This window comes from Bacillus cereus group sp. MYBK15-3 (assembly GCF_051916765.1).
GTDB lineage: Bacteria > Bacillota > Bacilli > Bacillales > Bacillaceae_G > Bacillus_A > Bacillus_A cereus.
Window position 1 is genome coordinate 82595 of record NZ_JBQAHG010000009.1, and the last position, 19920, is coordinate 102514.

The window sequence follows — 19920 nt, forward strand, 5'->3', positions numbered from 1 at the left end:
GTCTAATTAATTCACCATATCCTGTCTTGTAAATACTACGAACGAAATAACAAGGGAAACAACTGCCCAAACAGTTAAATTCATCAAAGAAAATCCCATCGATAAACCTTGTAATGCAGGTAATTTTCCTGATAAATAATCCGTTAATGATAAATTCACACTAAAAATATATTTGGCGCCTTCCCAAGATGTTGCGAACGAGCTTAAAATACCGCCTGCAATTAATGCAGCTAGCATAACGCCCATACCAGCTGGTGTATTACGAATTAAAACAGAGACCATAAATGATATAGTTCCGACAACGATAGCAACAAACCATGCTAGTCCATACGCCATTAAGATGTATTGCCACTGCGGAATAAGATGCACAAAGTTCGTATTTAGCGTTTCCTTATCAATAATAAATCCTGTTAAAACAGGTAAATTCCATCCCGAGTATCCAAATACAAGCCCTGATAATATGTAAGCAAACAAACCTACAAGAAACAGTATGAGCGAAATGAAAAATAACATCGTCACGTATTTACTAAGGAGTATTTTCCAGCGCCGAATTGGCCGCGTAAGTAACATCTTCATCGTCCCATCACTTCGTTCTCCTGAAACGATATCAATGGCGACAATCATTACGAGAAGCGGAATAAATAATGTAATTCCTTGTTCAATAAATGATCTGACAAAAGTCGGTGCACCCGGTGCCATCGGATTAATATCATGATCTAAATAATATTGTTGTTGCTCAACTCTTACCTTTAACCAATCACGCCATTCTTCTGGCAACCTAGAATTGTTCAACCGGTTCTGAGAATCAACAATTTGCTGTTGCAATGAAACCTTCCAATCGGTTGTACCGAGTCTTTTTTGTGTCGTTTCTATTTCACGATACTGCGCATACACAAAAAGCGGGATCAAGATTGCTAAAATAAGCATGACAACAAAAATACGTTTCTTACGGTAAATCTTTTCTGATTCATTTAAAACTAGATTCGCAAATTCACGCATGCTGCTCACCCCTTGTGAGTTCAATAAATAAATCTTCTAGCGTAAATACAAGCTCCTTAACGCTATGTACATCTATTTCATTTTCGACAAAGTGTTTATTCCAACTACTTATAGATGCAATATCCATGCGGCATAGTAATCGATCGCCTTCTACACTCACTTCCCTTACTTCTTCGGCCGCTTCTAGCATATCTTTCGCCTTAGAAATTGGTGTAACAATCCATTCTACACGATCACTTGCTGTTTTAATTAATTCTTCAACCTTGGCAACTGTTATCATTTTTCCTTTATGAATAATAGCAACGCGATCACATATCATTTGCACTTCACTTAGCAAGTGACTTGAAATAAACACGCTCATATTTTCTTCTTTTACAAGCTTATGTATAAATTCCCTAAGTTCTCTAATCCCTGCTGGATCTAAACCATTCGTTGGCTCATCTAATATGAGCAATTTTGGATTCCCAAGGAGCGCCTGCGCAATTCCAAGGCGTTGTTTCATACCAAGTGAGTACGTTTTTACCTTGTCATGAATTCTTTCATCTAAATGAACCATTTCAGCAATTTCAATAATACGTTCATCTGATATATCACCTAACATACGAGCAAATTGCTTTAAATTTTCCCATCCCGTTAAATATGTATACAACTCTGGGTTTTCAACGATACTCCCAATTTGACGCATCGCTTCTCTGAAATTTTCCTTAATCGAATAACCACCGATAGAAATCGTACCTTCTGTCGCCTTAATCAATCCGACTAACATTCGAATGGTAGTCGTCTTTCCAGCACCATTTGGTCCTAAGAACCCGAACACTTCTCCTTGCTTTACATCAAAGGAAATATTCTCTACAAGAGTCTTCTTTCCAATTACCTTCTTCAAATCTCGTACGGAAAGTATCGTCGTCATTTTACCCCTCCTTGTTCTAGTTTTAATTTACTTACAACATTTTGAACTAAACGTTCTGCCATATACGTATAACCTACTTCGTTCGGATGAAAATGATCAGAGTATAATAAATCTTTCCCGCGGTTTTGGAATAAATCAAATGTCGGTGTAATATACACATTTTTATCATTTAGCGCTAACTTCTCTAAAGATGCATTCCAGTCCACAACAATGTTTGAAGACCCTTTTAAATCTTCTACATCTTCAAAAGGATTGTATAAACCAAGCCAAAAAATCGGACTATCTGTATTTAATTTACGAATTTCTTCTATAATTTTCTTTGCTTCATTTTGAAACGTTTCTGTGTCAGGACGATACGTCTCTAAATCTATTTTCCCAAGCGATTCCCAGCCTGGGAACAAATCATTCCCACCAATCGTTAACACGATTACATCTGCTTGCTTAATTGAATATTGAGCGCCATTACTTTCAATTTGTTTTAATAAATCGGGCATTTTTGCACCACTAACTGCTAAATTTGTTAATGCAATTTTTTGCTTATAATCTTTTTGTAAATCCTCTTTCATTCGCCCAACATAGCCAATTCCTTCTTTATCACCAACGCCACGCGTTAATGAATCACCTAAACTAACGATTTGTAACGTTCCCGTTTTCTTTTTCTCTTTTGCCACTACATCGGTCTTTTTAATTAAATTTGAAGCTTTCGGATTTAATACATCATTTACACCTGACACAAAGCCATATGCAAATAAACAGAAAGATGCAATTGTAATGAGTAGAATTACTTTTACTACTTTTGATCTCATATCAAAACCCCTTTTAGCCCTCATAGATTGTCCATAATTATACCAAACGAAATTTTGAAAAGCGATTTTCACACCTTCTCAATTACGTCGTTTCTCTATTTACTAACTCTGGTAATAACTCTATATGCTTCACATCTAATTTCTCTTCATTAATCTTTTCATATAATAATTCAAACGCTTTTACTCCAACGTTTTTACTAGAATGCGAAATCGTCGTTATACCCAATATATCTGCCACCTCTTGATCATCACACCCGATAATCGTAATATCCTCTGGAATACGAATTCCTTGTTTTTTTGCTTCTGTAACCATCCCCGCTGCAATATGGTTACAAGATACAAGGAACGCCGTCGGTTTTACTGACATATGAGCCCATTCTCTAATTACATTGCGTCCATCTTCCACTGTAAAACAACCCTCAAATTTCCAGGTCTCTAACGGTGTTACGATACTCTGTTGAAGCGAATCTTCATATGCCTTCTTTCGTCTTTGGCTATTAACACTATTACTTCTTCCAATACAATATCCAACATGTGTATGACCGGCATCTATTAAGCTTTTCATCCCAAGTGAAAATACTTTGTAGTAATCGATATGGACACTTGAAATGCATTTTGAATCTATTTCTTCACACATAACAATCGGGCCGAATTTTGTATATTCTTCAAGCCTCTCCTTACTATTTGCCCGAGAACAAATAATAACCCCATCAAGCTTTTTCATTTTTAACATATTTAAAATTTCTAGTTCTTTTTCTTCGCTATAATTCGTCTGGCAAAGCATCATATTATAATTATTCTTGGCTGTCTCTTTTGATATCCCCTCGATAATAGCGCTATAATATTGATCATTTACGTGTGGTAATAAAACGCCAATTACATTCGTTTTTCCTTTCACTAAATGAATCGCATTCACGTTTTGCGTGTAATTTAATTCTTCTATAATCGCTAAAATTTCTTTTCGTTTCTGTTCATTTACGTACGGATGATTATTTAGTACACGTGAAACAGTTGAAACAGATACTCCAGCAAGTTCAGCAATCTTTCTTATATTTGTCATCTCATTTTCCCCTTCTCACAAAAATTCTCCCTTGACCTGGTAAGCTTTCCACAATATATCCTTTCCTAGCAAATACATTTAGAAAGGATATACAACTATGCTTCGATTCAAATTAGAATATATATTTTTCACTGGCGGTTTACTCATTCTTGCCATCGGTATTAATATGATGACGACAATTACTTCCTTTGGACTTAGCCCTTATGATTCCTTCTTTATTGCACTATATCAAAATTTTGGCATAAGTATTGGTTTTTGGATTTTTATGATTAACTTTGCCTTTACACTTATCGTACTCTTTTGGAATAAAAAACAAATTACAATCGGCACAATTGTAACGATGGTTCTTATTTCTCTTTTTGTTGATTGGATTGGTTCCATTACAACTATTATGGACGCTATCCGCTCTCTTCCAAAATATATAACACTTATTTGCGGAAATCTATTCGTTGGAGCTGGAATTGGTCTTTACGTCTCTACAAACCTTTGCGCAGCGCCTCAAGAAGCTTTCGTTTTAACGGTTGCTGAGAAGAAAAAATGGACGTTTAGAAGAACAGAGATTTCATTAGCCTTTTTATTTTTAACGTTAAGCTTTTTATTAGACGGACCTATCTATTTTGGAACAATCATCTTATCCTTTACAACAGGCTGGATTATCCAAGCATTTATTCAAGTTGGTACGCAGATTTTAAATAGAAAAGAGCCTATTAAGCAAGCTGCTTAATAGGCTCTTTCTGTTTTATGGTAAGGATACTACTTAGCATCCCCTTCAATTCGATAGTTCGCTTTCAAACAATCTATTTCTTCATACCCTTGCAACGTATGTAGAATATAATCATAATCAGCAAGAGACGCACGATGCGTTACAATTACAATTTCAGCCTTTCCTTTCTCTTCAAGCGGCATTTGAATAATTTTCTCAAAGCTAACTCCGCGCTCAGAGAACAATGAAGTAATTTTTGCAAATACACCAATTTCGTCTTTTACATGCAGTCTTAAAAACTTTTTCACGACAATTTCGTCTGGCTCTTTTAATACTTTTTGATATTGTGGGACTACAGCACTATTTCCTGTTACCCCTAATCTAATATTTTGCATTACAGCAACTAAATCCGAAACAACAGCTGTCGCTGTTGGTAAACTTCCTGCGCCTGGTCCATAAAACATCGTTTCCCCAACTGCTTCACCGTACACATACACAGCGTTATATTCATTTTGTACTGCCGCAAGAGGATGTGTATTTGGAAGTAAAGTTGGTTCAACTGTAACCTCCAATTTTTCACCATCTCGTTTTGCAAGACCGATTAATTTAATTGTATAACCTAAGCTCTTACTATATTCAATATCTTCCTCTGTAATAGAGGTAATCCCTTTTACTTTCACGTCTCCAAGCTCTACATTTGTAGAGAAACCGAGAGTAGCTAAAATCGTCATTTTTCTTGCTGCATCTAAACCTTCTACATCTGATGTTGGATCTGCTTCTGCAAATCCAAGTTGTTGGGCTTCTTTTAACACGTCGTTATATGCTCTCCCTTCGTCTGACATTTTCGTCAAAATAAAATTTGTCGTTCCATTTACAATTCCCATTACTTTCGTAATAAGATCTGAGGAAAGTCCTTCTACGATACTGCGTAAAATTGGAATTCCCCCTGCCACACTCGCCTCATAGAATAAATCAGCCTTATTATCTTTTGCTGTCGCTAATAATTCAGCTCCATGTAATGCCATTAAGTCTTTATTTGCAGTTACAACATGCTTTCCGCTTTTTAAAGCTTGTAAAATATATGATTTTGCATCATCAATGCCACCCATTACTTCAATGACAACATCAATATTTGGATTATCTAAAATTTCATTTGCATCTTGTGTTAATAGAGTAGAAGGTACCTCTACCTCTCTCTCTTTCTCAATGTTTTGCACTAATACTTTCGTTACCTTCACTGGACAACCTACTTGGTGTATGAGTCGTTCTTGATGATCCGTAATAATACGAACCACACCACTGCCAACTGTCCCAAGACCTAATAACCCAACTTGAATTTCTTTCATAGTACTGTCCACCCCTCAAAAATTGTGTTTAGATGAAATTATATGAGTAAAAAATCTGAAAAACAATGTATTTTGAACATTCGGAAAAATAAAGGTTAATCTTTACAAGGAAAACGTTGCCACGTGTTACACAATCTTTCTTTACAATATATAAGGGGTTTCTTGATACACGTAATAATTCAACCAATTAGAAAACAATAAATTACCATGACTCCTCCACCTAACAAGCGGCTTTTCATCTGGATTATTATGTTTAAAATAGTTTTTTGGCACATCAATATTTAATCCCTTGTCACGATCTCGTTCGTATTCTTGTTTTAACGTCTCACAACTATATTCGCTATGTCCAAGGGCAAACACTTGCCTTCCTTCTGGCCCAATAACAAGGTGAACACCTGCTTCTTCAGAGTTTGCTAACAATGTTAAGTCTTTCACTCCTCTAATATCATTCTCTCGTACTTCTGTATGACGAGAATGCGGAGCAAAAAACAATTCATCAAATCCTTGTAACAATTTCACATGTTGTTCGCAAACTTCATGTTCAAATACACCGAACATTTTTTCCTTAAGGGGATACTTTGGAACACCATAATGATAGTACAAGCCAGCCTGTGCTCCCCAGCAAATATGGAGCGTAGATGTTACATTCGTTTTTGAATACTCCATAATATGTTTAAGCTCTTCCCAATAATCTACCTCTTCAAAAGCAAGGGTCTCCACTGGCGCTCCTGTAATAATGAGCCCATCAAACTTTTCATTTTCAATATCACGAAACGTTTTATAAAAGCTTGTTAAATGTTCTTGCGTTACATTACGAGATAGATGTGATTCCATATGAAGCAAATGAACATCTAATTGTAACGGTGTGTTTCCAATTAAGCGAAGTAATTGTGCCTCTGTGTCTTGCTTCGTTGGCATTAAATTTAATATAGCAATTTTCAAAGCGCGTATATCTTGTGTTTCCGCTCGCTCCTTGGTCATTACAAAAATATTTTCTTTTTGTAACACTTTGCGAGCCGGTAAATCTTTATCAATTATGATTGGCATGTGTTTTGCCCCCAACTAGAGCTGCTTCCAAATCTGCAATAATATCAGAAACATCTTCTATACCAACTGATAAACGAATTAAATCAGATGTAACACCAGCTAAACGCTGATCTTCAGCATTTAATTGTCTATGCGTCGTACTAGCAGGATGTATAACGCAAGTTCGTGCATCAGCTACGTGTGTTACAAGAGTTGCTAGTTTTACATTTGCGATAAATTCTTTTGCTGCTTCTAATCCGCCTTTAATACCGAAAGTTAAAACACCACTAGCGCCTTTTTTCAAGTACTGTTGTGCCAATGAGTAATTTTCATTACTATCTAAGCCCGGATAATTCACCCATTCAATACGTTCATGATTAGCAAGCCACTTAGCAACTGCAAGAGCATTTTCACTATGACGTTCCATTCGTAAATGCAATGTTTCTAAGCCAATATTGCTAATATATGCATTGAATGGGCTCATACAATTTCCATAATCTCTTAATAGCTGAACACGTGCTTTCACAATATACGCTGCTGCACCAAAATTTTGAACGTAACTTACACCGTGATAACTTGGATCTGGTTCAACAAGTTCAGGATACTTTCCATTTGTCCAATCAAAGTTTCCACCGTCAATTACAATACCGCCTAAGGAGCTCGCATGCCCATCGATATACTTCGTCGTAGAATGAACAATAATATTTGCCCCATGTTCAAACGCCTGGCATAAATAAGGAGTTGCTAATGTATTATCAACGATAAAAGGTACCTCTAATTCTTTAGCAGCAGCTGAAAATTCTTTAAAATTTAAAACATTCATCGCTGGATTTCCTAACGATTCTGCATAGATAAGTTTCGTCTTGTCATTAGCAAGCGCCGTAATTTCATCTGCCGTTAAATTTGGATTAAAGAACGTAACATCAATACCCAGTTTACGCAAACTCACTCCAAATAAATTAAACGTTCCCCCGTAAACCGTTGAAGAACAAAGTAAATGATCCCCACTACTACAAATATTTAAAACTGCGAGCATAATAGCTGCTTGCCCAGAAGCCGTTGCAACAGCTCCTACACCGCCTTCTAAATCTGATAACTTCTGCTCAAATGCAGCTAGAGTAGGGTTTCCAATACGTGTATAAATATATCCTTCTGCCTCTAAGTTAAATAGGGCTGCTAAATCATCTGAAGTATCGTATTTATATGTTGTACTTTGATAAAGTGGTAAAACACGTGGTTCACCATTTTTTGGCGTATAGCCACCTTGCACACAAATTGTTCCTTTTCCCCATGATTCTCCCATCTCTCATTCTCCTTTCTTGTATACAAAATAAAAAACTGCCCCTTTCCTGAAAACAAGAAAGGAGCAGTTTGAAAACACGCTCTAAAGGCTCTTTCTTATCTCTCAGGATTACTACCTGCAGGATTTGGCACAATTCCGTTATACGGCTGTTGCCAAGGTTTCACCGGGCCTGTCCCTCCACCTTTTCTTGATAAGACTATGCAATTACCGTTGATTTTATAGCAATAATTTCCTAATGTCAAACAGTTTTTCTGAATGTTCTAAAATAAATGTTAACAGTTTCATATAAAGCAACAAAAGAAATATATTCTAGTCTATTTCAAAAAAGACCTTTAAAAACCTCAAATCAGTCTATAAAATTAAATAAGTAATTTAACCTATAATCCAAATTCCCCAAAAGTTAGCCTATATGTTGAATAGGCCATCTTCTCAAAAAGATACTATATATATTCAATCCATTTTTCACTAGTATATTTCACTTTTTTACCTACTAAGATTTACATAACGGAGGTATAACATGACAAATAAAAAAGATATGCAGTACATACTTGCTCTATATGGCATTCTTCTAGGATCTATAGTAGGAGCTACAGTCTGGTTATTTTTAGTCACAATAAATATTGGAATCCACTTTATTTGGGGATACTTGCCTGAAGTTCTCTCTTTTCCCTCTTATTACACCCTTTGCGTAACAATAATTGGCGGGGTCCTTGTTGGTCTATCGCAAAAACATTTCGGTACATACCCACGCCTTATGCCTGAAGTGATGGCTGAATATAAAAAAACTGGTCGAATCGAATATCGCTTTGTCCATCAGGCTACTTTAACAGCGATTATTGTTTTAATTTTCGGAGCTAGTCTTGGTCCAGAAGCCGCACTAGTTGGAATTATAGGCGGACTGTGCACATGGGTAGGGGATCGCTTTAAATTTGCCTTAAAGGGTATGAATGAGCTAACCGAGATCGGAATTGGAGCTACTTTAAGTGTCATTTTTAACGCACCATTATTCGGTTATTTAGCACCAAATGAAAATGAGGGGGAACAAATTGCTGCTTTTTCTAAAGGAAAAAAGGCGATTGTATACTTAACTACTACTTTCGCAGGTTTTTCTGTTTATTTACTACTGAGTAAACTCGATAATCGTGGATCCTTTATTGTTGATTTCGGGGAAGGTGCACTTTCTTTCAATGAATGGATCGCATTTCTTCCACTTGCTAGTATCGGTGCTATAGTTGGTTTCTTTTATTTCAAGTTAGAATTCACATTAGAGAAGTTAATTCACCCTTTTAGGGAATACAAACTGACACTCGGAATTATCGGTGGTATTTTATTAGGAATTGCGGGAACTTTTCTTCCGTACACATTATTTTCAGGGGAACATCAATTAAAAGAATTAGTTGTTGAATGGAGCCATTTATCTTTTTGGATACTACTTCTTTCAGGGATTTTAAAGTTGTGCATTACTGCCGTTTGTTTGAACACAGGGTGGCGAGGTGGACATATCTTCCCAATTATATTTTCCGGGTCAAGTATCGGATACGCTGTAGCATCTATTCTTCCTATAGATCCAGTAGCATCTGTTGCCATCGTAACGACAGCAATTTCAAGCTATGCGTTACGAAAGCCAATAGCTATAACATTACTATTACTTATGTTTTTCCCGCTTAATTTACTATTGCCCATGCTTGGTGCAGCTGCTATCGGGAATGCCTTTCCGCTCCCAAAACATAACGAAAATAAAAATTAATAAAAATAGGCAGTGGGGATAAAAGCTCCACTGCCTATTTTTTTATTACACATGCTGCTTTAATAACGCTTCTAACTCCTCAAAATTATGCACTTCATATGTCGGTATAATCCCACTATCATTTAATTTCCTTTCTGGATTAAACCAACAAGTATCAATTCCCGCTACATATCCACCTTTCATATCAGCGCTTAATGAATCCCCAATAATCAGCCCTGCTTCAGGTGCAAAGTTAGGAATCCGTTCAAAAACATAATCAAAATACTCTTTCATCGGTTTTTGAAAACCTGTATCTTCCGAAACAAAAACATCTTTAAATAATGAATGTAAACCTGCATTACGTAAACGTTTATCTTGCGTCTTAGAAACACCATTTGTCACTATATACAATTCATACTCTCCTTGAATTTGATTTATAAATTCAAACGCACCTTGCATGAGTTGATTTCCTTCTTCTAAGTAGTTACGATAATTATTTTCCAATAATATTCCATCTACTTCTTCTCCATACTCTTTAAACAACAGAGAAAATCTTGTATTTACAACTTCATTGCGTGATAGTTCCCCTTTTTCAAAAGCATCCCAAAGACCTTTATTTATTTTTTTATAACGAGCCTCTATCTCGTCTGTTAAAGGGATTCCCTTCTCTTCAAAAAGCACCCGTAAAGCCACTTTTTCAGCCTTTTGGAAGTCTAGTAATGTATCATCTACATCAAATAACAACGTTTTATATTTTTTCATAAATTCATCACACTCTCTTTTCTACAAAAACAAATTTACATAAATCGTATCATTCCTTCTTGTAAAGATAATAGGAGATATCTCATACTATACATAGGGGTGAAAATATGAAAATCAGCAAAAATGAGGAAGAAATTTATCAATACATGCGAATCCATCAATTCCATACCCTATTTTCATTTCATGTCTTGCCATATGTAGAGCTGCATTCTTTTCAAACGAAAGAGATGATATGTAGCGAAGGAAATGCTCTCCCTTATCTCTATTACTTAATTTCTGGGAAAGCAAAAATATATATGAGTCATAAAAACGGGAAGGTTTCATTAATTAATTTTATTCAAGCACCATCTTTTATCGGGGAATTAGGATTAATAGGAGTAGAAAATATTACTAAGTCCGTTGAAGTACTAGAAGATTGTGTGTGTTTGGCACTTCCTCTTAAAGATTGTCAGCAACTTTTATTACAAGATGCAACGTTTTTACAGCACTTATGTAAATTTATTGGAGAAAAGACAATTACTCGCACTGAAAATTACGCAAAAAACTATAGTTATCCTTTTGAAAATCGATTAGCTGCTTTTATTTTATTAACAGAGCAAAATAATTGTTATATAGAAAAGCATACCGAGGCCTCGGAATATTTAAATGTCAGCTACCGTCATCTTTTATATGTATTAAATCAGTTTTGCCAACAAAATTATTTAAGAAAAGAAGGCCGAACATATTATATACAAGATCGAAATACATTAGAAAAACTTGCTGATGAACTAAAAATATAAAAAACAGCATTAACATGTAAACGTTAATACTGTTTTTTCGAGTGACGATTATAATTTTAATTAAAATTCACTTGCTACTTTAGCTGCTTCTTCAAGACCTGCAGCGATGATTTCTTCTGCTTTATCTGGGAATTGGTTATGTCCTTCAATAACTACTGTTTCCATGTTTGTTGCGCCGAAGAAGCCCATCATACTTGCTACATATTTAACAGCCATTTCTACCTCAGCTGCTGGACCTTCTGAATATACGCCGCCTCTTGCATTTAATAATGCAATCTTCTTATCTCCGATTAGGCCAACTGGACCCTCTGGCGTATATTTGAACGTTTTACCAGCACGGTTTAAATAATCAATATATGTGTGCAATACTGCTGGAATCGTTAAGTTCCATAATGGGAAGCCGAAAACAACTTTATCAGCTTCTAGGAATTGATTTAAATACTTATCAGCAACTGCTACTGCTTTTGCTTCTTCTTCTGTTAAATCAAAGCCTTTACCTGCCTTGAATGTACCATTGATCATGTCTACGCCTACATATGGTAATTCTTCTTTATATAAATCAAGTTCTACTACTGTATCATTTGGGTGTGCTTCTTTATAGTTTGCTAAAAATGCCTCATATAATTTTACACTAACTGCTTGTTCCGCTGGACGGTTATTTGCTTTAACGAATAAAACTGTTGCCATTATTTATTCCTCCTAGTACTCACTCTTATGTTGTTATATGCTTTCAAAAAAGGTATCCCTTGTAATTGTTGTTTTGTTGCTTACAAACATATTTTATCTTTATATAAAGACAATTTCGTCCTCACATAGACGTATTTTTCCATAAAAAAAGTCCACCTTCTAAAGGCGAACTTGGTCTTACGACTTTCGTCTTATACAATTCCATTTTTCACTGCATATAATGCCGCTTGCGTACGATCAGATAAATTCAACTTACTCAAAATGCTACTTACATGCGCCTTAACTGTCTTTTCTGTAATAACTAAAACAGATGCAATTTCCTTATTGCTCATCCCTTTTGCTAATAGCTGCAATACTTCATTTTCTCTCGCTGTTAGCACATCCACTTGAATAGAAGGTTCTTCTTCCTTTTCTTCTACAGGTAATGTTTGAGAGAGAAGAGCATTTGCTATATCCGGATGTAATTGAATATTACCTTTATATGCGCTTCGAATAGCCTCAACAAGCTGATCTGGTTCTACATCTTTTAAAATATACCCACTTGCTCCAGCCCTTAATGCAGGTAACACATGCGCCTGATCAGAAAAGCTAGTTAATACAATTACTTTCACATTTGGATACTCTTTTTTAATATATGCCGTTGCCTCAACACCATCCATTTCAGGCATGTATAAATCCATTAATATAACATCGGGAGTTGTTTCTCCTACTTTCACTAACGCTTCTTTCCCATTATTCGCTTCTCCAACTAACTCTAAATCTTCCTGTGTACTTAAGAAAAATGCTAATCCTTTTAAAACGACTGTATGATCATCAACTAACAATACTTTTATTTTCACGAACTTCCCTCATTTTCACATCATAATGGTACGTTTATTTTTACACTTGTTCTTTTCTTATCACTTACAATTTTAATTGTTCCACCAACTAATTCTACTCTTTCACGCATCGTAGTCATGCCAAGTGATTTCTTCTCTTTTATATCCTTTTCTACAAAGCCATTTCCTTGATCGACTATTTCTAATGATACATTTTTCTCATTCACTGTAAAATAAATCGTCGCTTCTTTTACACCTGCATGCTTACTTACATTGTTCAGTGCTTCTTGGCCTATGCGCCACAAAGCTTCTTCTACTACACGAGGTAAATCACGAACACCCGTAACTTGCTCCCTAATTTTCAGTCCCAAATTTTCACCGTACTGCTTTAGAGCTGGCAATAATCCTTTTTCTAATCCCGCCGGACGAAGCTGCCAAATTAATGTCCTCATTTCTTTCAAAGCTCCTTGCGCAAGTTCACGCATCTCATGCAAAGATTGATCTACCTTTTCATTTTTACCTTTTAAAACTGCCTCGGCGCCTTTTGTCATGAAGGTTAATGAAAATAATTTTTGCGAAACAGAATCATGTAAATCTCTTGCTAACCGATTTCTTTCTTCCATTCGTACAAGTTCACGGCGCTGCTCGTTTAACCTCAAATTCTCTATTATTAACGAAACATGGTTCGATAATGCTTGAATTACGTCTATTGTATTAGCATCAAACTCTCCATTATTCAAGCTAACACATAAAACACCAAATATATGGTTTTGAATATGTATTGGTGTAGCAATAACAGCTCGATTTAGATGTACATTATGTCCTATTTGATGTTTTATTAGAACTGGTTCATCTTGTTCTAACGCCCTCTTGGCCGCCTCTTTTACATCCTCTTGTAACTCTTCCTGAACGTAAGACGCTCGCAGAGATAATTCTTTTTCCTCCCTAATAAAAAGCGCTACTTGATTCCATTGAAATACTTCACCTACGTGATTTACCACTTTTTCAGGTAGTACATTAAACTTATGAATCGTTTTTAAATCTTGAATGAAACGCTCTAATTTCACATAATAATGTGCTCTTCTCTTTTCATTTTCATATAATTTTGTTCGCTTTAAAGCCGTACCAATTTGGAAAGCAACCGATTGGAGTAATACTAATTCTTCTTCTGAAAAATGTGTTTTACCCGGACTTGCAACATTTAACACCCCAAATTTTTCTCCCCCAGCTTTTAAAGGAACCGTAGCATGATGAAGAATGCCCTCCGTATCTCCCCAATTATATTCAATTGCATTATTAATTCTTTTACATTCAATAATATTAACGGCTCTCTCTAATTTTCCATCTACAAAACCTCGTAAACACCAACATTCACCTTCGCACATCGGGCGTTTATTTTCATATGTCAGTGCCTCTGGTAATTGATAGTCAATTAACTTCGTATACTTCCCATTTTCATCCGCAAGAAAAATCCATCCTGTCGTTAAACCTGTTACACTTAGTAATTTCTCTAGGACAGCTTGCAATACATGATATGTATCATTTGATGTATTTAATGTTTCTGCAATTTCCTTTAATATAACTAATTCATTTGTACGATTATCTCGAAACATACTCAGTCTCCTGCATACAAGATTTTAAATAGCTCTTAAAATAAATCATCTACTTTTCACTTTGTACTTATTCGTAACATTGATATAATGGTGAGAACATAGTTTTCATTATATCACTCGAGGGGGCTTTCATAATGACATTAAATAAAGCACTTACTATCGCTGGTTCTGACACAAGTGGCGGTGCTGGTATACAAGCAGATTTAAAAACATTCCAAGAACTGGGCGTATACGGAATGACATCTCTTACAACAATCGTAACGATGGATCCACATAACGGTTGGGCACATAACGTATTTCCAATCCCAGCTTCTACATTAAAACCACAATTAGAAACAACAATTGAAGGTGTTGGCGTAGACGCTTTAAAAACAGGTATGCTTGGATCAGTAGAAATTATTGAAATGGTTGCAGAAACAATCGAAAAGCACAATTTCAAAAATGTAGTAGTTGACCCTGTTATGGTATGTAAAGGTGCTGATGAAGCATTACATCCTGAAACGAATGACTGCTTACGTGACGTTCTTGTTCCAAAGGCATTAGTTGTAACACCAAACTTATTTGAAGCTTACCAATTAAGTGGCGTAAAGATTAATTCTCTTGAAGACATGAAAGAAGCAGCGAAAAAGATCCATGCTTTAGGTGCGAAATACGTCCTAATTAAAGGCGGTAGCAAACTTGGTACGGAAACTGCAATCGACGTCCTATATGATGGAGAAACATTCGACCTTCTAGAATCAGAAAAAATTGATACGACAAATACACACGGCGCAGGTTGCACATATTCTGCTGCAATTACAGCAGAACTTGCAAAAGGAAAACCTGTGAAAGAAGCAGTAAAAACTGCTAAAGAATTCATCACGGCTGCTATTCGTTACTCATTCAAAATTAACGAATACGTAGGTCCAACTCACCATGGTGCATATCGTAAATTTGTTGTATCAAAAGAGCTTGTCTAATATATAAATAAAAAACACTCACAAAGTTCATACATTGCCTCTGTGAGTGTTTTTTATAAGCTTTATGTCTTCTGGTCATCTTATCTTTAAGATACAGAGCTGACCTTATTTCTACCATTTCGTTTCGAGTAGTATAACGCATCATCCGCCGCTTGAATAAATTTCTCCGGTGATTCTTCATATTCTGAAACCCCCACCGAAACTGTAATTTTTATTTTCGTTCCATCTAACAATTGAAATGGGTGACTTTCAACAGCTGTACGAATTTGCTCGCCCATACGAATTCCGTAAGCTAATCCCTTATTCGGTATCAAAAGCGCAAACTCCTCTCCACCCTTTCGAAAAGCCAAATCTGGAAATTGTGAAGTTTCTCGTAAAATACATCCTACTTGTTTTAGCACTTCGTCCCCTGCAGGATGCCCGTACGTATCATTTACATACTTAAAGTGGTCAATATCTATAAGTAGTAAACAAAACGAATCATTTTTCATGTTCTTATTACTAATATGACGATTCATCTCTAAATCAAACTGTCTTACGTTTCCTAAACCTGTCAATGCATCTATCGTTGCGTATTGTTTCATCTTTTGAAATAACTCATTGGATTGTAAAACATAATTTGCACTTATGAATGTTATGTAACCTGTAATAATACTAGAAATTAAATATAATCCCACTATGTGGATCTCTTTAATTAACCATATATATAACGCTGGGATTAGAATAGATAAAATATATGTGTGTAACCATACCCACTTTCCCCCTAAAGAAAGCTTCATGCGCGAAATAAAGATACTCCCTATTCCTATCGCAATGATTGTATAAAAAGCCACTTGAGAAGCTAATGAATAATCCATAAACAACAGTCTAGTTACTAAAATCATACCAATTGTTATGGTACTCGCTATCGGTCCTCCAATAATAACAGCTAGAATAACAGCTAAATAGCGTAAATCCAATAGAATGGTACCAACACGAACACTGAAATACATTAATACTATACCTAGTATCCCAGTAAAAATGCCTACTACACATTTCTGCCCAAAAGAGAATCCTTCTTTTAACGGCTTATCCCTTAAAAGCTGACCCCCAATAAAAATAAAGGAAAGAATAATTGTTGTATTTACAAATAAGTCCCTTAACATAAAATAATCTCCCTACTTTTCCATCTATCCCCTTCCTGACTTTATTGTATACGAAATACCTTTAATTCCCAAAGGTTTTGTTTATTTTTGCTGTTCCACGTGAAACAGCAAAAAAATAAAAAGAGCGAAAACTCGCCCTTTTTCATTAACAACAGCGTGATATTTTTCCACCCTTTGCATTAAATCTTGCTTCTTGTGCCTCAGCAAAAAATTGCTTTTGACATACAACCTCTTCTTCAGGATGATGCTTTTTCATATGCTCCACATATACTTCATAACTTGGTACTCCAACGAGCAAACTAATAAAGCGTTTTCTTTCCCCCCATACTTGCCACAACTTTTTAAGCATAGTTCCTCGACTCACTTTCATCTCTAGGAATATATGGTGCCTCTTTTAACGGCATTGGCTTATTTCTTAATACTTGGATCCAAATTCGAAGTGCTGAAATTAACACAGCGATTACAACTATCATAAAAATTCCGCAAAGCGCTGCATCGATATAATCATTGAAAATAATTTGCTTCATTTGAGCGACATTTTTAGCTGGCGCTAACACTTTTCCCTCATCTAATGCTCCCTGAAATACCTTTGCATGCGATAGAAATCCAATTTTAGGATTTTCATGAAATAGCTTTTGATATCCCGCCGTCATCGTTACAATCAGCAACCCGATAGTTGGAATAAGTGTTACCCAAACGTACGCCTTTTTTCCCATTTTAAACAAAATTGTCGTTCCAAGTAATAATGCAATACCTGCTAGCATTTGATTTGCAATACCGAAAAGTGGCCATAATGTATTAATTCCACCGAGCGGATCTATTACCCCTTGGTATAAGAAATATCCCCACCCTAATACACATAATGTTGTAGCGATTACATTCGCTAATGTAGAATCCGTTTTCCCAAATGGCTTATATACATGCCCTAAAATATCTTGAATCATAAATCGGCCGACACGCGTTCCGGCATCAATTGTTGTTAAAATGAATAGAGCTTCAAAGAGAATCGCAAAATGATACCAAAATGCCATCATGGCCGTTCCACCTATTACTTGTGAGAAAATATATGCCATACCTATCGCTAATGTTGGCGCACCACCTGTACGTGATAAAATTGTTTGCTCTCCAACATTTACAGCGAGATCTTTTAATTCATTTGGTGTAATAGCAAATCCCCATGAGGAAATAACTTGAGCTGCCTGCGAAACATCTGTACCGATAAGTGCTGCGGGGCTATTAATTGCAAAATACGTTCCCGGTGTTAATACACAAGCTGCAATCATCGCCATCGCTGCTACAAACGACTCCATTAACATTGCTCCATAACCGATTGGCTGTGCGTGTCCCTCTTGCTCGATCATCTTCGGCGTCGTACCTGATGAAACGAGAGCATGGAATCCAGACACTGCACCACAAGCAATAGTAATAAATAAGAACGGGAATAAGTTTCCAGAAAACACAGGACCAGTTCCATCAATAAATTTCGAAACTGCTGGCATTTGTAAATCTGGTGCTACAATTAAGATACCGATTGCTAACCCTACAATTGTTCCGACTTTTAAAAATGTACTTAAATAATCACGTGGTGCTAAAAGCATCCAAACTGGTAATGCCGATGCGATAAATCCATATACAATAAGCATAATAGCAATTGTTTCACCACTAAATGTGAACATACTTGCAAGTGTTGGATTTTCTGCTACATACTGTCCTCCAACAAGAGATAAAATAAGTAGGATAATACCAATTACTGATCCTTCTCCAACACGACCAGGCCTAATATAGCGCATATAAACTCCCATTAAAATAGCGATAGGAATCGTTGCTGCTATCGTAAACATTCCCCAAGGACTTCCGATTAGTGCCTTTACTACGACTAACGCTAATACTGCTAATAAAATAATCATAATTCCTAAAATACCTATCATTGCAATTAGTCCTGTAACAGGTCCAATCTCATCTTTAATCATTTCTCCTAACGATTTACCATTACGTCTCATCGAAGCAAATAAAATGACAAAATCTTGGACAGCCCCCGCAACAACTACCCCAACAATAATCCAAATGGTTCCTGGTAAATATCCCATTTGTGCTGCTAAAATCGGTCCTACTAAAGGTCCCGCCCCAGCAATCGCTGCAAAGTGATGTCCAAACAATACCCACTTATTTGTTGGAACATAGTCTTTCCCATCGTTTAATGTATGGGCTGGTGTTTGCCGATTATCATCTAAATTAAAAACCTTTCTCGCTATAAATCTACTATAAAAGCGGTAAGCAACTGCATATACACATACGGCAGCTACTAAGAGCCATACAGCATTAATGGTTTCACCTTGTGATAAAGCTATTACCCCAAAAGCACCTGCTCCTACTGCTGTAATAACGCCCCAAAGTAAAATCGATTTCAATGTCTTCACATACAATTCCCCCAATACTATTTCTTAGTGGAGATTGTACTAAATTTTCTGAATATTTAACTTGAATCCTCCCTATCATGAAGGATTTTCAGTTTATCATGTTAAAATACTCTCATTACCTACTATAATTCAATGTTATTTCGAAGGCGTTTTACATAATTACGACTGACTGGAATCGGTTGCTCATCATACCTATCTAAATACAAATTATACGTGCCATTATAATAAGGTTTCAGTTCTTTTACATATAACATATTAATTAAATAGCTTTTATGTACACGTAAAAAATCATATGCATTTAGCTTATTTTCTAATTCCTGAAGTGTATATGTTGAAATATACTGATTATTCGTTGTGTAAATTGAAACAGTTTTATTTTCTTTATTTTTACTTACATATACGATATCTTCTGGAAGAATATATCGTATACCCTCTTGACTTTCTATCGGTAGTTTCCGCAAATAACTCTTTGCTTTCTCACCTTGTTCTTTACCTATTTTATATAAAAGAAATTGTAAATCTTCTTCACGAAATGGTCGCAATAAATAATAAAATGCTTGGAAACGAAAAGCTGTAATAGATTCTTCTATGTTTTCACCTACAAAAATAAATTTTGTATAGCAATTTATTTCTCGTAATAAACTTGCATATTCAAAACCAGTACCATCTAGTAATTTGGAACTTAAAAAAACAAAGTCTGGTATATGTTTTTTCATCATAAATAAAGATTCTGTTCCTGTCTTTGCTTCAAAACATTCTACATTTCTCATATTTTCAGTGAAATTTTCAGCTAACTCTCTTCTCTCTTCTGCCTCTTCCATGATCAGTAAAATTTTCATTTCTTCAACCACCTAATTCTTT

19 protein-coding genes and 1 riboswitch are annotated in these 19920 nt (G+C 35.7%); of the genes, 4 read left to right on the forward strand and 15 right to left on the reverse strand.

Annotation, left to right across the window (positions count from 1 at the left end):
• Window positions 1–6: 6 nt before the first annotated feature.
• The 4 genes from ACTFR8_RS27025 to ACTFR8_RS27040 are packed head-to-tail and all read right to left on the reverse strand — an operon-like array spanning window position 7 to window position 3775.
• A complete protein-coding gene (locus ACTFR8_RS27025; RefSeq protein ID WP_252209747.1) occupies window positions 7–999 on the reverse strand; it encodes an ABC transporter permease subunit in 993 nt (330 codons plus the stop codon).
• Window positions 992–1909 carry an ABC transporter ATP-binding protein gene (locus ACTFR8_RS27030; protein WP_000207719.1) on the reverse strand — a complete coding sequence of 306 codons (918 nt, stop codon included), beginning with the start codon at window positions 1907–1909 and terminating at the stop codon, window positions 992–994. Before ACTFR8_RS27030 ends, ACTFR8_RS27025 begins: the two co-directional genes overlap by 8 nt.
• Window positions 1906–2787, reverse strand: coding sequence for an SGNH/GDSL hydrolase family protein (locus ACTFR8_RS27035; RefSeq protein ID WP_002022849.1), 882 nt, complete (start codon window positions 2785–2787; stop codon window positions 1906–1908). The genes ACTFR8_RS27030 and ACTFR8_RS27035 overlap by 4 nt, the downstream gene beginning before the upstream one ends.
• Window positions 2788–2797: 10 nt before the next feature.
• Complete coding sequence (locus ACTFR8_RS27040; protein WP_100619709.1) at window positions 2798–3775, reverse strand: LacI family DNA-binding transcriptional regulator; 978 nt, start codon at window positions 3773–3775, stop codon at window positions 2798–2800.
• Window positions 3776–3872: 97 nt separating this feature from the next.
• Here ACTFR8_RS27040 and ACTFR8_RS27045 point away from each other — a divergent pair, with 97 nt between their 5' ends.
• Window positions 3873–4499 carry a YczE/YyaS/YitT family protein gene (locus ACTFR8_RS27045; protein WP_100619708.1) on the forward strand — a complete coding sequence of 209 codons (627 nt, stop codon included), beginning with the start codon at window positions 3873–3875 and terminating at the stop codon, window positions 4497–4499.
• Between the two features lie 29 nt (window positions 4500–4528).
• On the opposite strand, the gene ACTFR8_RS27050 is transcribed toward ACTFR8_RS27045, so the two are convergent.
• The 3 genes from ACTFR8_RS27050 to ACTFR8_RS27060 all read right to left on the reverse strand — a co-directional run bounded on the left by ACTFR8_RS27050 (window position 4529) and on the right by ACTFR8_RS27060 (window position 8153).
• Window positions 4529–5824 carry a homoserine dehydrogenase gene (locus ACTFR8_RS27050; RefSeq protein ID WP_000659109.1) on the reverse strand — a complete coding sequence of 432 codons (1296 nt, stop codon included), beginning with the start codon at window positions 5822–5824 and terminating at the stop codon, window positions 4529–4531.
• Between the two features lie 141 nt (window positions 5825–5965).
• Window positions 5966–6871 carry a homoserine O-acetyltransferase MetA gene (gene metA, locus ACTFR8_RS27055; protein WP_001121538.1) on the reverse strand — a complete coding sequence of 302 codons (906 nt, stop codon included), beginning with the start codon at window positions 6869–6871 and terminating at the stop codon, window positions 5966–5968.
• On the reverse strand, window positions 6855–8153 hold the full coding sequence (locus ACTFR8_RS27060; protein WP_100619707.1) for a bifunctional O-acetylhomoserine aminocarboxypropyltransferase/cysteine synthase: 1299 nt from the start codon (window positions 8151–8153) through the stop codon (window positions 6855–6857). Before ACTFR8_RS27060 ends, metA begins: the two co-directional genes overlap by 17 nt.
• A gap of 92 nt (window positions 8154–8245) precedes the next feature.
• Window positions 8246–8350: riboswitch (SAM riboswitch) on the reverse strand.
• Window positions 8351–8670: 320 nt separating this feature from the next.
• Between ACTFR8_RS27060 and ACTFR8_RS27065 the strand changes: the two genes are divergently transcribed.
• Complete coding sequence (locus ACTFR8_RS27065) at window positions 8671–9900, forward strand: chloride channel protein (RefSeq protein WP_000182467.1); 1230 nt, start codon at window positions 8671–8673, stop codon at window positions 9898–9900.
• 45 nt (window positions 9901–9945) lie between these two features.
• On the opposite strand, the gene ACTFR8_RS27070 is transcribed toward ACTFR8_RS27065, so the two are convergent.
• Entirely contained in the window at window positions 9946–10641 is a 696-nt protein-coding gene (locus ACTFR8_RS27070; protein ID WP_000760192.1) for a YjjG family noncanonical pyrimidine nucleotidase, read from the reverse strand.
• 107 nt (window positions 10642–10748) lie between these two features.
• On the opposite strand from ACTFR8_RS27070, the gene ACTFR8_RS27075 reads away from it, so the two are divergent.
• On the forward strand, window positions 10749–11420 hold the full coding sequence (locus ACTFR8_RS27075; RefSeq protein ID WP_000703322.1) for a transcriptional regulator YeiL: 672 nt from the start codon (window positions 10749–10751) through the stop codon (window positions 11418–11420).
• A gap of 60 nt (window positions 11421–11480) precedes the next feature.
• On the opposite strand, the gene ACTFR8_RS27080 is transcribed toward ACTFR8_RS27075, so the two are convergent.
• The 3 genes from ACTFR8_RS27080 to ACTFR8_RS27090 all read right to left on the reverse strand — a co-directional run bounded on the left by ACTFR8_RS27080 (window position 11481) and on the right by ACTFR8_RS27090 (window position 14538).
• Complete coding sequence (locus ACTFR8_RS27080; RefSeq protein WP_000246723.1) at window positions 11481–12107, reverse strand: FMN-dependent NADH-azoreductase; 627 nt, start codon at window positions 12105–12107, stop codon at window positions 11481–11483.
• Between the two features lie 191 nt (window positions 12108–12298).
• A complete protein-coding gene (locus tag ACTFR8_RS27085; RefSeq protein WP_000695812.1) occupies window positions 12299–12946 on the reverse strand; it encodes a response regulator in 648 nt (215 codons plus the stop codon).
• Between the two features lie 20 nt (window positions 12947–12966).
• Window positions 12967–14538 carry a GAF domain-containing sensor histidine kinase gene (locus ACTFR8_RS27090; RefSeq protein WP_100619705.1) on the reverse strand — a complete coding sequence of 524 codons (1572 nt, stop codon included), beginning with the start codon at window positions 14536–14538 and terminating at the stop codon, window positions 12967–12969.
• Between the two features lie 134 nt (window positions 14539–14672).
• Here ACTFR8_RS27090 and pdxK point away from each other — a divergent pair, with 134 nt between their 5' ends.
• The gene (gene pdxK, locus ACTFR8_RS27095; RefSeq protein ID WP_000174252.1) at window positions 14673–15497 is read left to right on the forward strand and encodes a pyridoxine/pyridoxal/pyridoxamine kinase; all 825 of its coding nucleotides are present in this window, start codon (window positions 14673–14675) and stop codon (window positions 15495–15497) included.
• An 86-nt stretch (window positions 15498–15583) separates the two neighbouring features.
• On the opposite strand, the gene ACTFR8_RS27100 is transcribed toward pdxK, so the two are convergent.
• The 4 genes from ACTFR8_RS27100 to ACTFR8_RS27115 form a co-directional block, all read right to left on the reverse strand.
• The gene (locus ACTFR8_RS27100) at window positions 15584–16642 is read right to left on the reverse strand and encodes a GGDEF domain-containing protein (RefSeq protein WP_069604734.1); all 1059 of its coding nucleotides are present in this window, start codon (window positions 16640–16642) and stop codon (window positions 15584–15586) included.
• 145 nt (window positions 16643–16787) lie between these two features.
• Window positions 16788–16991 carry a YbdD/YjiX family protein gene (locus tag ACTFR8_RS27105; RefSeq protein ID WP_000914504.1) on the reverse strand — a complete coding sequence of 68 codons (204 nt, stop codon included), beginning with the start codon at window positions 16989–16991 and terminating at the stop codon, window positions 16788–16790.
• Window positions 16984–19059: a carbon starvation protein CstA gene (gene cstA, locus ACTFR8_RS27110; protein WP_000854310.1), complete on the reverse strand. Its 2076-nt coding sequence runs from the start codon at window positions 19057–19059 to the stop codon at window positions 16984–16986. Before cstA ends, ACTFR8_RS27105 begins: the two co-directional genes overlap by 8 nt.
• A 122-nt stretch (window positions 19060–19181) precedes the next feature.
• Entirely contained in the window at window positions 19182–19898 is a 717-nt protein-coding gene (locus ACTFR8_RS27115; RefSeq protein WP_088046166.1) for a LytR/AlgR family response regulator transcription factor, read from the reverse strand.
• Window positions 19899–19920 lie beyond the last annotated feature (22 nt).